Raw genomic sequence first — 13,703 nt, 5'->3', positions numbered from 1 at the left:
AAGAGAGTTCAGAAGGCCCGTGCGGGAGTCTGTTCGCCGAGGTCGTAGACGGTTGGAGCGGAGTCGGGGGACGACGTGTGTTTGGTACCGAGGACCTGTTCGATGGCGAGGAGGAGATCGCTGTTGCGGACGGGCTTTTGGAGGAAGAGCTTGGCCCCGGCTTTGAGGGAGCGGTCGCGGTTTGCGGCGCGGTCGCGGCCGGAGACGACGATGACGGGGATCGCGGCCATGGAGTCGTTGGTCTGGAGGCGTTCGAGGACGGTGAACCCGTCCCCGGCGGGGAGGCCGAGGTCGAGAAGGATGACGTCGGGCTGCTGGCGGCGGGCCTCGGCGATGCCGGAGACGCCATCGACCGCGAAGCCGACGTCGTAATGGTTCGCCTTGAGGCGGACGTGCATGGCGAGGCGCATCTCGGGGTCGTCATCGACGATAAGGATCTTCTTCTGGGGCATGGGTGGTGACCTCTTCTGGGCGAAATGGACCGATTGAGCGCGGCTCGCGGCTAACCGGTTTATCGGGAGGGGTCATCGCGGACTGGAAGGGAATCGACCGGCGGGATGGGTACTTCTGTGGGATGCGGAGGAGATAGGTGTGGTGTTGCGAAAGGATTCGACAGGCTTTGTTATTCTCGCGGTATGTGGATGGTGAGGACCTAATGCTGCTGGAGTTGCGGGCGGAGAACTATGCAGTCATCGACCGGGCAGCGGCGACGTTTGGCCATGGGCTGAACCTGCTGACGGGCGAGACGGGAGCGGGGAAGTCGATTCTGATCGACGCACTGGCGCTTTTGCTCGGTGGAAAAGCTTCCAGCGATGTTGTCCGGCATGGCGCGGAGAAGGCGGTGGTGAGCTGCGTCTTCGAGATGACGCCGGGGGCTCGGGCGGTGCTTGAGACCAATGGGATCGAGTGCGAGACGGATGATGTTCTTCTGCGTCGGGAGATTGCAGCGAACGGAAAAGGACGCGTCTTTGCGAATAATCAGGCGACGACGGTGGGAGTGCTGCGGCAGTTGTCGCCGGAGCTGGCATTGATTCACTCGCAGGGCGAGACGCTGGGGTCGTTCGATACGGAGCAGCAGAGGTTGTTGCTGGATCGGTTTGGGGCGATCTCGAGCGACGCGGTTGCGGCGGCTTATGCGGAGTGGAGAGGGACTACGGAGAGATTGCAGGTGTTGCAGTCAGCCGAGCAGGACCGGCTGCGGATGGCAGACCTTTGGCGTTTTCAGAGTGGAGAGATTCAGTCCGCGGGGCTGGTCGCGGACGACGAGGACGCTCAGCTCGAGACGGAGAAGCGGGTGCTGGCGAACTCCGAAAAGCTGTATACGGCGGCGATGAGCGCGCACGATCTGTTGTATGAGTCGGAGGGAGCGGCGGAGTCGACGCTGGGAGCGGCGCTGAAGCACTTTGAGGAGCTGGCGCGGTATGACTCGCGGTTTGCCGAGGCGGTGACGCAGCTTGCGGCGGCGAAGGCTACGGTCGAGGATTTGAGCGCGGAGGTAAGGGACTTTGCGGAGTCGATCAACGCTGCGCCGGAGCGGCTGGAGGAGATTGAGGATCGGCTGGCGGCGCTGGATCGATTGAAGAGGAAATATGGCCCGACGCTGGCGGAGGTGATCGCGTTCGGCGCGGACGCCGCGGCGAAGCTGGCGGAGGTGGAGAATCGCGATGTGCTGATGGCGGAGCTGACGGCGAAGCAGGCGGTGGATGCGGAGCGGTTTCGGGCTGCGGCTTCTTCTCTAAGTGCGGCTAGGGCTTCGGCGGCTCGGAAGTTAGAGAAGTCTGCGGTTTTGCAGATTAATGATCTAGCGATGAATGCTCGGTTTCACATTGAGGTGAAGGGCGAAGGGGAGTGGACGGCACATGGGTGGGATGCGGTCGATTGCCTGATTGCGACGAATGCGGGCGAGCCGATGAAGCCGCTGGCGGAGATTGCGTCGGGCGGTGAGATGTCGCGAGTGATGCTGGCGCTGAAGGTCGCCGTTGAGGACGCGAGCGCGAAGGTGGTCAAGGCAGTGCTGCCGCGGACGCTGGTGTTTGACGAGATCGATATTGGGATTGGTGGGCGGGCTGCGGAGGCTGTTGGGAAGAAGTTGAAGGCGCTCTCGCGGGGGCAGCAGGTGATCTGTATCACGCACCTGCCGCAGATTGCGGCGTTCGGGGACCAGCACTTTTTGATCGAGAAGACTGTGAAGGCGGGGCGGACGCAGACCGAGGTTCGGCTGATGGAGACGGGCGAGAGGGTCGAGGAGATTGCCCGGATGCTGAGCGGGGAGAAGCTGACGGATACGAGTATGCGTCATGCAGAGCAGTTGCTGGAGATCAGCCGGTAGGCGTTGTACGTTGTATGTTCTTCGTTGTACGTGAAGGCATCGGCATCTCGATTGGGTAATCGGGCATCGCAGTGAACGGAGTGATTTTATTTTCCGAGGAGAACTGCGATGGCGGATGTGAAGAAGTGTGCGCACGAGATGTGTCAGTGTGTTGTCGGCGAGAAGGAAAAGTATTGTTCGACCTTCTGTGAGGATTCGAAAGGGACGCAGACGTTGACTTGCGATTGCGGACATCCCGCGTGCGAGGCGGACAAGCTTTAGGACGTTTCGATAGATGATCTACGAGTGAGGGTTGAGGCGCGGATGGGATCGCGCTTTCAGCCCTTACCTTGTTTGAGAGTTTTCTGGGATTTGTTGGCGGACCTCCAGGTTGAGCCATAGAATCGCTGAACGATGAATATCTTTCGAGCAGTCGGCTTTGTGGCGGTTCTGGCTTCTGTGTTGGGTGGGAGGTTGGCGCGTGGGCAGGTGGGAGCTGGTTCGCCGCAGCAGTTTGCTGATCTTGGCGAGTTGAAGCTTGAGAGTGGCGCGGTGATTCATGGCTGCAAGCTCGGATACCGGACGCTTGGGACGCCGAACGCAGCGAAGTCGAATGCGATTGTGTTTCCGACGTGGTTTACGGGAACCAGCGCGGACGTGATGCGGGTCTTCGGGCCGCAGGGGTATATCGACACGGAGTCGTATTTTTTCATCCTGGTGGACGCGCTTGGCGATGGCGTTTCGTGTTCTCCGTCGAACAGCGCTAGTCAGCATGGGATCGATTTTCCCGAGTTCACGATCCGGGACATGGTGGAATCCGAGCACCGCTTGGTGACTGAGGCGCTTGGATTGAAGCATGTTCACGCTGTGATGGGCGGGTCGATGGGCGGGATGCAGACCTTCCAATGGATAGTCAGCTATCCGGAGTTCATGGATGTGGCGATTCCTATCGTGGGGTCGCCGCGGCTTACGAGTTACGACAAGATGCTGTGGCGGAGCGAGGAGGCGGCGATGCTGGCCGACCCTGCTTATGCGGGCGGACGGTATGACGGCAATCCGAAGATGCCGGTGGTTCAGTTGATCCACAACATGAACCTGACGACGCCGGAGTTTCGTGTGCAACATACTCCTCTGACGGAGTTTGAGAGCTTCTTCGCGGCGACCGAGGGGACGACGAACGGGGCCTTCGACGCGAACGACTGGCGCTGGCAGATCCACGCGATGCTGTCTCAGGACATTGGGAAGGGGAGTTCACTTGAGGCTGCAGCAGCTCGGATCAAGGCGCGAGTGCTGCTCGTGAATGCGCGGCAGGACCACATGGTGAATCCAATTCCGGCGATCGCTTTTGCTCCGCTGATCCATGCGAAGCTGCTTGTGCTGGAGGGGGATTGTGGGCATCTTGCGCCTGGGTGTGAGGCGGATAAGGTGAGGCCGGCGATCACGGAGGCGTTGCGGTAGGTTCCGTGGCCAGTCCCATTCATCGCGGTGACGCCGCGATGAATGGGGCACAGGGCGTTGGAGTAGGGGGAAGATGGCCGTGAGGCGTGGTGGCGTTGCACCCGACTATGGCGCGACCCACTCCTCGCGATGAGACTGCGATGAATGGGGCACACTTGCTATGTCGGTTAGAGCGGAAAGGAAATGCGGGGTCTCTCCACTCCGCTGCGCTTCGGTCGAGATGACGTCTTCTCGATAGAAGAACCTATAGGGAGAAGCTCAATGGCGGGTCAGGTTGCACCAGAAGTGGTTCACAAATCGTAGTCTTAGGCAGCCTGACAGCGTATACTTATCTTTGTGAATACCTCAACCATCGACACGACAGAGAGTTCCACCAAGCGCGTTCTTTTGCTCAAGCCTCGCGGATTTTGTGCAGGCGTTGTACGCGCGATCGATATCGTCCAGATTGCTCTCGATACCTTCGGCGCGCCGATCTACGTGCGCAAGGAGATCGTGCACAACAGCTACGTGGTGAACGACCTAGCGAAGAAGGGAGCGATCTTCGTCAATGAGTTGGACGAGGTGCCTGAGGGCGCGCGCGTGATCTACTCCGCGCATGGCGTCTCTCCGGCGGTTCGCGAGGCGGCCAAGGGACGCGGGTTGAAGGTGATCGACGCGACCTGCCCGTTGGTGACGAAGGTCCACGTGGAGGCGATCAAGTTCGCTAAGCAGGGGTATTCGCTGGTGCTGGTTGGGCATCGCGATCACGAAGAGGTAGAAGGCACGCAGGGCGAGGCTCCGGATGTGACCCAGGTAGTTTCCACCGTCGAAGAGGTTGAGGCGCTGGTGGTGCCCGATCCGGACAAGGTGGCTTACCTGACGCAGACAACGCTGTCGCTCTCAGAGGCTGGCATCATGATCGATGCGCTGAAGAAGAAGTTCCCGAACATCGCTGGGCCGAAGTCGCAGGACATCTGCTATGCGACGGAGAATCGGCAGACGGCGGTGAAGAATGTTGCACATGGAGCTGACCTTGTGCTGGTTGTAGGGTCAGCGAATAGTTCGAACTCGAACCGGTTAGTTGAGGTTTCGAAGAACCTGGATACGAACTCCTATTTGATCGACAGCGCGGATGCGATTGATCCGGCGTGGCTGGACGGAGTGAAGACGGTTGCGGTGACGGCTGGAGCTTCGGCTCCTGAAGTTCTGGTGAGTGAAGTGGTGGAGTATCTGCAGGCGAAGGGTTTTGGGTCCGTGGATGAAGTTGAGGTGATGCCGGAGAATGTGCGGTTTGGTCTGCCTCCGGAGATCGTGCAGGCGATTGCTTCGGCACCGCCGATGAATGTCGCGGCGGTTTAGCTTCCGAATTTATCTTTCAATGGGACCCGTAGTCCGCTGAATCAACTTCTGTCCTCGTCGAGTCAAACATACGAATGAGTCAATCTATAAGTAACCCGCAGGCGGTCCCGCAACCGGCAAAGACCGCCCATGGACGGACGCAGCCGCGCTTCGGTCGGATGGACCTTGGTCTGGAGCACGTTGTTGCCGGAATTGAGCGCGCAAAGGACTGGCTGCTGGGATTGCAGCATCCGGATGGATACTGGTGCGGTGAACTTGAGGCCGACTCGATGCTGGAGTCGGACTACATCTTCATGCACAAGCTGCTGGATACGGGCGATGAAGGCCGGATGCAGCGCGCCGTGAACGAGATTCTGCGACACCAGAATGAGGACGGCGGATGGAGTATCTATCCGAACGGGCCTTCCAATATCTCGCTGGGCGTGAAGGCTTATTTTGCGCTGAAGCTAATGGGATGGTCGAAGGACCACCCGGTGCTGGTAAAGGCGCGGAAGTGGATTCTGGCAAACGGCGGGGTGGTGGAGGTGAATACCTTCACCAAGATTTACCTGTGCTTCATGGGGCAGTACGAGTACGACGCTGTGCCTGCGGTTCCGCCCGAGCTGATTCTGTTCCCGAACTGGTGCTACTTCAACATCTACGAAATCTCGTCATGGTCGCGGGCGATCGTGGTGCCGCTCTCGATTGCGTATGCCAAGAAGCCATTCAAGAAGATCGCGCCGGAGCAGGGGATCGACGAGTTGTTTGTCGGAGGGCGCGAGAACGCGAACCTGCATCTGCGTTGGGACAAGAAGAAACCGGTCGGCTGGCGGAACCTGTTTCTGGCCTTCGACCGGATCGCACACTGGGCCGAACGGGTGCATATCCGACCGCTGCGGAAGATGGCTATCAAGAAGGCCGAGCGGTGGATGCTTGAGCGGTTCGAGATGTCGGATGGACTGGGCGCGATCTATCCCTCGATGATGAATGCGATCATTGCGCTGCGCTGCCTTGGCTACTCCAACGACGACCCGCAGTTCATCCGGGCCATGGATGAATTTGAACGTTTGGGCCTGGATTTTCCCGAGGGCGAACCGAACTATCCCACCCCGACCTTCCGGATGCAGCCTTGCGTCTCGCCGGTATGGGACACTGGCCAGGCAGTCTTTGCGCTGGGCGAGGCGGGCGTCGACAAGCACGATCCGCGCATGGTGAAGGCAGCAGGCTGGCTACTGGACAAGGAAGTTCGGCACAAGGGCGACTGGGCGAACAATGTACGCAATGTCGAACCGGGTGGCTGGTACTTCGAGTTTAACAATGAGTTTTACCCGGATGTCGATGATTCCGCACAGGTTGTTATGGCGCTGAAGTGTGTCGAACATCCCCATGCGAAGGCCCAACACGGGGCTTGCATGCGTGCGATCGACTGGATCTTCGCCATGCAGTGCAAGAACGGCGGATGGGCCGGCTTCGATAAGGACAATACCAAGAAGATCTTCGAGTACATTCCATTTGCCGACCATAACGCGATGATCGATCCGCCGTCGGTAGACATTACCGGGCGAATTCTCGAGATGCTGGCCAGCTACGGCTATACACGGCGGGACAAGCGCGTGGAGGCTGCGATCCAGTTCATCCTCAAAGAGCAGGAGTCCGACGGAAGCTGGTTCGGCCGCTGGGGCGTGAACTATCTTTATGGAACGTTCCTGGTGCTGCGCGGCCTGGAGGCGATGGGCTACTGGAACCACGAGCCGGCGATTCAGCAGGCGGCGGAGTGGATCCGGATGATGCAAAACGCCGACGGCGGCTGGGGCGAGACCTGTGGCAGCTATGACGATGCGCTGCAGAAGGCTATTGGGCCGAGTACACCATCGCAAACCGCTTGGGCGGTGCTTGGGCTTTTGGCGGCGGGTGATACGCGGAGTGACTCGGTGGCCAAGGGCATTCGCTGGCTGGTGTCGAAGCAGGCGGAGAATGGATCGTGGGATGAGTCGGCCGCGGGACGAAACGGCGAGGCGGTTTATACAGGGACTGGGTTCCCACGGGTGTTTTATCTTGCCTACCACTTGTATAGGGATTACTTCCCGCTGCTGGCTTTGACGACTTACAAGAAGTTGATGGAGCGGGAAGCGGAAGCGGCTTAGCGACGTCATACGTTGTAAGTTGTCCGTTGTACGTAAAAACGTTTTTGGGAGATTGAGAGCATGGTTCCTGTATCACAGGCGTGGACGGTTGCAACGTATGTGTTGAAGCAGAAGCTGATGGGGCGGAAGCGGTATCCGCTGGTACTGATGCTGGAGCCGTTGTTTCGCTGCAATCTGGCGTGCGCGGGCTGCGGTAAGATCCAGTACCCGGCCCACATCCTGAAGGCTGAGCTTTCGCCGGAAGAGTGCTTCAAGGCGGTCGAAGAGTGCGGGACGCCGATGGTGTCGATTCCCGGCGGTGAGCCGCTGCTGCATCCGCAGATGCCGGAGATCGTGGCCGGTCTGGTGGCACGGAAGAAGTACGTGTACATGTGCACGAATGCTCTGCTGCTGAAGGAAAAGCTGCACCTGTTCAAGCCGAGCAAATACCTTTCGTTCTCGGTGCATGTGGATGGACAGCGGGAGCATCATGACTTCTCCGTGTGCCGCGAGGGTGGGTACGACATTGCGATGGAAGGCGTGCGGGCTGCGGTTGCTGCGGGCTTCCGCGTGACGACGAATACGACGTTGTTCGATGGTGCGGACCCGAACAGCGTGCGCGCACACTTCGATGAGCTGATGGCGGCCGGTGTCGAGAGCATGATGGTCTCGCCCGGGTACACGTACGACAAGGCCCCGGACCAGACACACTTTCTGGGTAAGGCTCGGTCGCGGCGGTTGTTCCGGGCGATCCTTTCGAACCGGAAGAAGAGCTGGGAGTTCAACACGCATCCGCTGTTCAGCGAGTACCTGATGGGAAAGCGGAACTTCGAATGCACGCCCTGGGGCATGCCGACGTTTTCGATCTTTGGCTGGCAGAAGCCTTGCTACCTGCTGCAAGATGGCTATGCCGACAGCTTCCAGGAGCTGCTGGATACGACGGAGTGGGAGAACTACGGCGCGAAGAGCGGCAATCCGAAGTGCGCGAACTGCATGGTGCACTCGGGGCACGAGGCTTCGGCGGTGGACTATAACTTTGGGTCGCTGAAAGGCTTTATCGAGACGGCGAAGAAGTATATGTTCCCGTCGACGTATGAGGACGAGGGCGCGATGAAGCTGCTGAATGAGTGGCCGAAGGCGGAGCACGGGCCACTGGTGCAGATTGCGGCACCTGCCGCTGTGGCTGCGCAGAGCAAGGAACTTCAGAGCGTTTCAGGAGACTAAGCCGGGTTCCGTGGCTGGGCTTAGAAGCAGATCCTCCGCCTTCGGCGAAGGATGACAAGGTTTTAGTGGGGGATTGTCGATGTCGACGCAATTGCAGGAAGCGGCGAAGCTGGATCAGCTCGCGCATGTGAATCAGGACGAGATTGAAGTGATCGCCGGTCGCGAACGGGAGCAGCTTGAGGGCTGGACTCCGGAGCTGGCAAGCGATGCGGATATCCGCGAGGCGCTGGAGAAGGCGTTTGACTATCGCGGCGACGTGACGGTGACGCGCAAGGATGGATCGAAGGTGGAGGGATATCTCTTCGACCGTCGGGTGGGCGCAACTTTGGCGGACTCTTTCATCCGGATCATTCCGATGAAGGAGACGACGAAGGTGAGCGTTGCGTACAGCGATGTGGCGGCGCTGGTGTTTAGCGGGCGCGATACGGCGGCTGGCAAGAGCTTCGATGCCTGGGTGAAGAAGTACTGGGAGAAGAAGCTGGCGGGTGAGAAGAACATCCAGATTGAGCCGGAGAAGCTGGACTAATCGTCTGCAATCGCATACGGTTTTGCACTAGCGAATGAAAGTCTTTCTTACAGGTGCGACGGGGTTTGTGGGGAGCCACGTGGCGCGGGTGTATGCGGACGCGGGTGCGGAGCTGCGGCTGCTGACTCGGTCTTCCAGCAATCTCGCTTCAATTGAGGGCATGGCTGCAGACGTTGTTGTCGGCGACCTGCGTGAGCCCGAGGGATTGCGTTCGGCTATCTCGGGCTGCGAGGCTGTAGTGCATGTTGCGGCAGACTACCGGCTTTGGGTGCGCGATCCTAAGAGCATGTATGCGGCGAATGTCGATGGGACGCGGGAGTTGCTGCGGATTGCGAGTGAGAGCGGCGTGAGGCGCGTGGTGTATACGTCGAGCGTGGCGACGATGGGGTTCCGGAAGGATGGGACGATCGTCAATGAGGACTCGCCGGTGTCGATCGAGGACATGATTGGGCACTACAAGCGGTCGAAGTTTCTCGGGGAGCTGGAGGCGATCAAGGCTGCTCGCGCGGGGCAGGAGGTCATGATTTTGAATCCGACTACGCCAATTGGTGCGGGGGATGCAAAACCCACGCCTACGGGTCGGATCGTCGTCGACTTTTTGAATAAGAACTTTCCGGCTTATGTGGACACGGGGTTGAACCTGGTGGATGTGAACGAGGTGGCTCGGATGCACCTGGTGGCGCTGGACAAGGGGACGCCGGGTGAGCGGTACATTCTGGGTGGGGAGAACCTGACCCTGAAGCAGATCCTCGATCGAATGTCTGCGATTACGGGATTGCCTTCGCCGACGATGAAGGTCCCTCACGCGGTGGCGATGGCGTTCGCGTTCTTCGATGAGAACTTTACCGGGAAGCTGCTGGGCAAGGAGCCTCGGGCTACGGTTGAGGCGGTACGGATGGGGAAGAAGATGATGTTCGCGTCGTCGGCGAAGGCGGAGCGGGAGCTTGGGTTCAAGGTGCTGCCGGTGTATGCGGCGCTGCGGGCCGCGATTGAGTGGTTTACGGAGCATGGGTATGCCCCGAAGCCTGAGAGCGCAGCGAAGTGAACGAGTTTCCCGCGATCATCGCGGCGCTGCCTCGTGAGCTTGAGAGACTTGTTCGCGGGTGGGAGCGGCGCGAACTGCCGGGTAAGGTCTTTGTCTATACAAACGGGAGCGCGGTTGCGGCTTGCGCGGGGATGGGTTCGACGCGGGTTGCGCTTGCGGTCGAGGCGGCGTTGAAGGCGGGACCGGTGACGGCACTTCTCTCGGTGGGACTGGCGGGGGCATGTGATCCGGCGCTTCGTGTGGGCGATATCGTTCGGGCAGGTGAGGTGATCGATAGCGGAACGGGCGAGCGTTATGCGAACTCTCAGTTTCGGCAGGTGTTGGTGACGAGTATGGCGATTGCGAGCGTGGCGGAGAAGCGACGCCTGTTGGAGTCGTATGGAGCAGTCGCGGTGGATATGGAGGCCGCGACGGTGGCGCGGATCGCGCTCGGGCATGGCCTGTATTTCCAGGCCATCAAGGTGATCTCCGACGAGGCTGACTTTGAGATCGAAGGGCTGTCGAGGTTTGCGACGAGGGATGGTCAGTTTCGCGAGGCAGCGTTCGGAATGTACGCGGCGATAAGGCCGTATCTCTGGAAAAAGCTGATCGCTCTTGCTGGTAATAGTGGTAAAGCTTTAGTGTCGCTTACTGACGTCTTGCATGGAGAATTGGAATGGTATCGGAAAAGGAATTAGGTCTCCCATTGATTGCGAAGGCCGAGAATGTGCCAGCAGAGATGCGTGCGGCAGTGTATCGCGGGGTGGACGATGTTCGCATTGAGACGGTGCCGGTGCCGGAGATTGGGCCGGGCGAGTTGTTGGTGCGGATCGATACCTGCGGTGTGTGTGGGACAGACCTGAAGAAGATTCATGCGGGGTCGCATAGTGCTCCGAGGATCTTTGGGCACGAGATGGCTGGGACTGTTGTGAAGGTTGGCGATGGGGTGACGAAGTTCGCGCTGGGGGATCGCGTGATGGCGTATCACCATATCCCTTGCGGCGACTGCTACTACTGTCGCAAGGAGACGTTTGCGCAGTGCGAGTTCTACAAGAATGTGGGATGCACTGCGGGGTTTGCGCCTTCGGGCGGGGGGTTCGCCGAGTACATCCGGGTGATGGACTGGATCGTCGAGCGTGGCGTGGTGAAGATTCCCGATGACGTGCCGTTCGAGCAAGCTGCGTTTATTGAGCCGGTGAACACGTGCTACAAGGCGATCCGGACTCTTGGGTTGAAGCCGGATGAGACGGTGCTGGTGATTGGGCAGGGGCCGATTGGGATTCTGCTGGCCGCACTGGCGAAGCGGACCGGAGCTACGGTGTTGACGAGCGATCTTTATACGGAGCGTCATGCGGTCGCTGCGGGGTTTGGGCTGACGCATCCGCTGGATGCTCGGGGCGATGTGGTGGCGGCAGTGAAGGCGGCGACCGAGGGGCGGGGAGCGGATGTGGCTCTGCTGGCGGTTGCTGGGGATGCGTTGATCAAGGTCGCGATGGAAGCGATTCGGCCGGGCGGCAGAGTCATGCTGTTTGCGGCGACGCAGCATAGTGCGGCGACGTTCGACCCTGGCACGGTGTGTATGGATGAGAAGACGCTGATGGGGTCGTATAGCTCGTCGCTGACGGTGAACGATGCTGTGGCGGAGCTGGTGTTTGAAGGGTATCGGGACGGGAGCTTCGATCTGACGAAGCTGATCACGCACCGGTTTTCGCTGGAGGATGCGGTGAAGGCGGTGGATGTGGCTTCGCATCCGGTGGCAGATTCGCTGAAGGTTGTGGTGCAGCCTTAGGGCTGTAAAGGCTGCCCTGTGGAAGTCTTACATTCCCACCCATCGCGTAAGACAGAGGCGCGATGGATGGGGCACCCGGCGATGGATGGGGCTCCTGTCTACGCCTCGCGGACAGCGAGCGATTGAAGGCTACAATTGAAGCCTACCCATCCGGGCCATATACATAGGGGCTAGCGACCTGTAGCTTCACGAACATCTGGAATATCCAGCGTTATACCGAGGGATCCATGTTCATTCAGTTGCACGACCTTACTGAAGCCTTGGAGAACGATCAGCTCGTACCTTTCTTTCAGCCTTTGGTCGAACTCCGCACGGGACGGTTGAAGGGGTTCGAGGTTCTGGCCCGATGGCTGCATCCCGAGTTCGGTCCGGTTCTGCCCAGCAACTTCATCGCGCTGGCAGAGGAGAACGAGCTGATCGGGACTCTCACCGAGCAGATATGCCGGAAGGCGTTCGGAGCGTCGCATCTTCTGTCAGAAGAGCTGACATTGGCTGTCAACGTTTCACCGATCCAGATGCGCAACTCTCAACTTCCGCTACAACTTCGCGAAAGTGCGGAGGCCGCGGGGTTTTCGCTCTCTCGACTGATGATCGAGATCACTGAGACGGCTTTGCATAACGATCTTCTCCATGCCCAGAAGATTGCGGGTGAGCTCAAGGCCATGGGATGTCGACTCGCCCTGGATGACTTTGGAACGGGATACTCCAGTCTGCAGCATCTGCAGTCGTTCCCGTTTGATGAGTTGAAGATCGACCAGAGTTTTGTGGCCTCGGTCACGACCGACCGCGCGAGCCGAAAGATTGTGGCGGCGATCATCGGTCTTGGGCAAAGCCTGGGACTGGATACGGTTGCTGAGGGTATCGAGACCGAGGAGCAGGCGGACATGCTGATCTGGCTTGGCTGCTCGCAGGGTCAGGGATGGCGCTATGGACGTCCCGGAGGAGCGGACAAAATAGCGGGCCTGATCGAGGCTGAACCCATCGGGGCGCTCACCTCACTGACCACGCCGGGAGAGGACTGGGCCACTTCCAGTCTGGAGGCGCTTCCTACGCTGCGATTGGCACAGTTGCAGGCCATCTACGACGGAGCTCCTGTGGGGCTTTGCTTCTTAGACAGCAAACTTCGCTACGTCAGTCTCAATCAACGGCTGGCAGAGATGAATGGCTTTCCCGTGAAGGACCACCTGGGACGTTCGCTTGAGGAGATGTATCCGAAGTGGTTCCCGGTCTTTGAGCCGTATCTTCTTCGCGCTCTGGAGGGCGAGGCGATCTCGGGGGTCAACATTCATCGCCCTGGGTTGAACGGTGACGCCGCAGATCGTGAACTTCTAGCGTCCTATCAGCCAGCCTGGGACGAGGCGGATGAGGTGATCGGAATTTCCATCTCATTGCTGGATGTCACCGCTCACCGGGCCGCTGACGAGGCAGCCTTTCACAGTACCGCGATGCATGAGTTCGTCTTCGAGGTGAATCCCGAGACGCCTTGGGTGATGGATTCCGAAGGCAACAACTTGCAGGTGAGTTCACGGTGGGTGCGGACGACGCCTTTGGGCAAAGACCGGACGCGCAATCTGCGTTGGCTGGAGGCGCTGCACAACGATGACTTGGAAGCGACGATCAAGACGATGAAGCATGCGCTGCGGACAGGCAAGCCGATCGATGTGGAGTACCGCATCCTCGGCCCGGAAGGGACGTGGCGATGGATGCGGTCCACAGGATCGCCTCGCTTCGGGCCGAGCGGTGCCATTACGCGTTGGTATGGCAGCGTGGAAGACATTCATGACCGGAAGACGCAGGAACAGAGATCTCTCAACGAGATCGAGAGCCACAACCGCGAAGATCACGAAGCTCTTTCGAAAGGGATGCTTCTGGCTGAGATCTTGCAGGACTCAGTTTCGGATTCGTAATAGCCAGTGACAAAGTATGGGGTAAGG

Annotated in this window: 11 protein-coding genes; 10 read left to right on the top strand and 1 reads right to left on the bottom strand. The window is 59.4% G+C overall.

Annotated elements, in window-relative coordinates:
* Nucleotides 1-8: 8 nt before the first annotated feature.
* Nucleotides 9-452, bottom strand: coding sequence for a response regulator (locus OHL18_RS10935; protein ID WP_263374892.1), 444 nt, complete (start codon nt 450-452; stop codon nt 9-11).
* Between the two features lie 203 nt (nt 453-655).
* On the opposite strand from OHL18_RS10935, the gene recN reads away from it, so the two are divergent.
* The 10 genes from recN (at nt 656) to OHL18_RS10885 (ending at nt 13,676) form a co-directional block, all read left to right on the top strand.
* Nucleotides 656-2,329, top strand: a complete 1,674-nt coding sequence (recN, locus tag OHL18_RS10930) for a DNA repair protein RecN (protein WP_263375743.1) — start codon at nt 656-658, stop codon at nt 2,327-2,329.
* A gap of 393 nt (nt 2,330-2,722) precedes the next feature.
* Entirely contained in the window at nt 2,723-3,766 is a 1,044-nt protein-coding gene (locus OHL18_RS10925) for an alpha/beta fold hydrolase (protein ID WP_263374891.1), read from the top strand.
* Nucleotides 3,767-4,102: 336 nt separating this feature from the next.
* Complete coding sequence (locus tag OHL18_RS10920; protein WP_263374890.1) at nt 4,103-5,104, top strand: 4-hydroxy-3-methylbut-2-enyl diphosphate reductase; 1,002 nt, start codon at nt 4,103-4,105, stop codon at nt 5,102-5,104.
* A 74-nt stretch (nt 5,105-5,178) separates the two neighbouring features.
* Nucleotides 5,179-7,227 carry a squalene--hopene cyclase gene (gene shc, locus OHL18_RS10915; RefSeq protein WP_263374889.1) on the top strand — a complete coding sequence of 683 codons (2,049 nt, stop codon included), beginning with the start codon at nt 5,179-5,181 and terminating at the stop codon, nt 7,225-7,227.
* A 60-nt stretch (nt 7,228-7,287) separates the two neighbouring features.
* A complete protein-coding gene (gene hpnH, locus OHL18_RS10910) occupies nt 7,288-8,430 on the top strand; it encodes an adenosyl-hopene transferase HpnH (protein WP_263374888.1) in 1,143 nt (380 codons plus the stop codon).
* Between the two features lie 79 nt (nt 8,431-8,509).
* The gene (locus tag OHL18_RS10905) at nt 8,510-8,956 is read left to right on the top strand and encodes a hypothetical protein (protein ID WP_263374887.1); all 447 of its coding nucleotides are present in this window, start codon (nt 8,510-8,512) and stop codon (nt 8,954-8,956) included.
* A gap of 34 nt (nt 8,957-8,990) precedes the next feature.
* On the top strand, nt 8,991-10,001 hold the full coding sequence (hpnA, locus tag OHL18_RS10900) for a hopanoid-associated sugar epimerase (RefSeq protein ID WP_263374886.1): 1,011 nt from the start codon (nt 8,991-8,993) through the stop codon (nt 9,999-10,001).
* Nucleotides 9,998-10,678: a phosphorylase family protein gene (locus tag OHL18_RS10895; RefSeq protein WP_263374885.1), complete on the top strand. Its 681-nt coding sequence runs from the start codon at nt 9,998-10,000 to the stop codon at nt 10,676-10,678. Before hpnA ends, OHL18_RS10895 begins: the two co-directional genes overlap by 4 nt.
* Nucleotides 10,657-11,769, top strand: a complete 1,113-nt coding sequence (locus tag OHL18_RS10890; RefSeq protein WP_263374884.1) for a zinc-dependent dehydrogenase — start codon at nt 10,657-10,659, stop codon at nt 11,767-11,769. Before OHL18_RS10895 ends, OHL18_RS10890 begins: the two co-directional genes overlap by 22 nt.
* Before the next feature lie 227 nt (nt 11,770-11,996).
* Nucleotides 11,997-13,676: a sensor domain-containing phosphodiesterase gene (locus OHL18_RS10885; protein WP_263374883.1), complete on the top strand. Its 1,680-nt coding sequence runs from the start codon at nt 11,997-11,999 to the stop codon at nt 13,674-13,676.
* Nucleotides 13,677-13,703: the final 27 nt, after the last annotated feature.

The organism is Granulicella aggregans, assembly GCF_025685565.1.
GTDB classification, from domain to species: Bacteria; Acidobacteriota; Terriglobia; order Terriglobales; family Acidobacteriaceae; genus Edaphobacter; species Edaphobacter aggregans_B.
The sequence above is the reverse complement of the archived record's forward strand: the minus strand, read 5'-3'. Positions and strand labels throughout refer to the sequence as shown.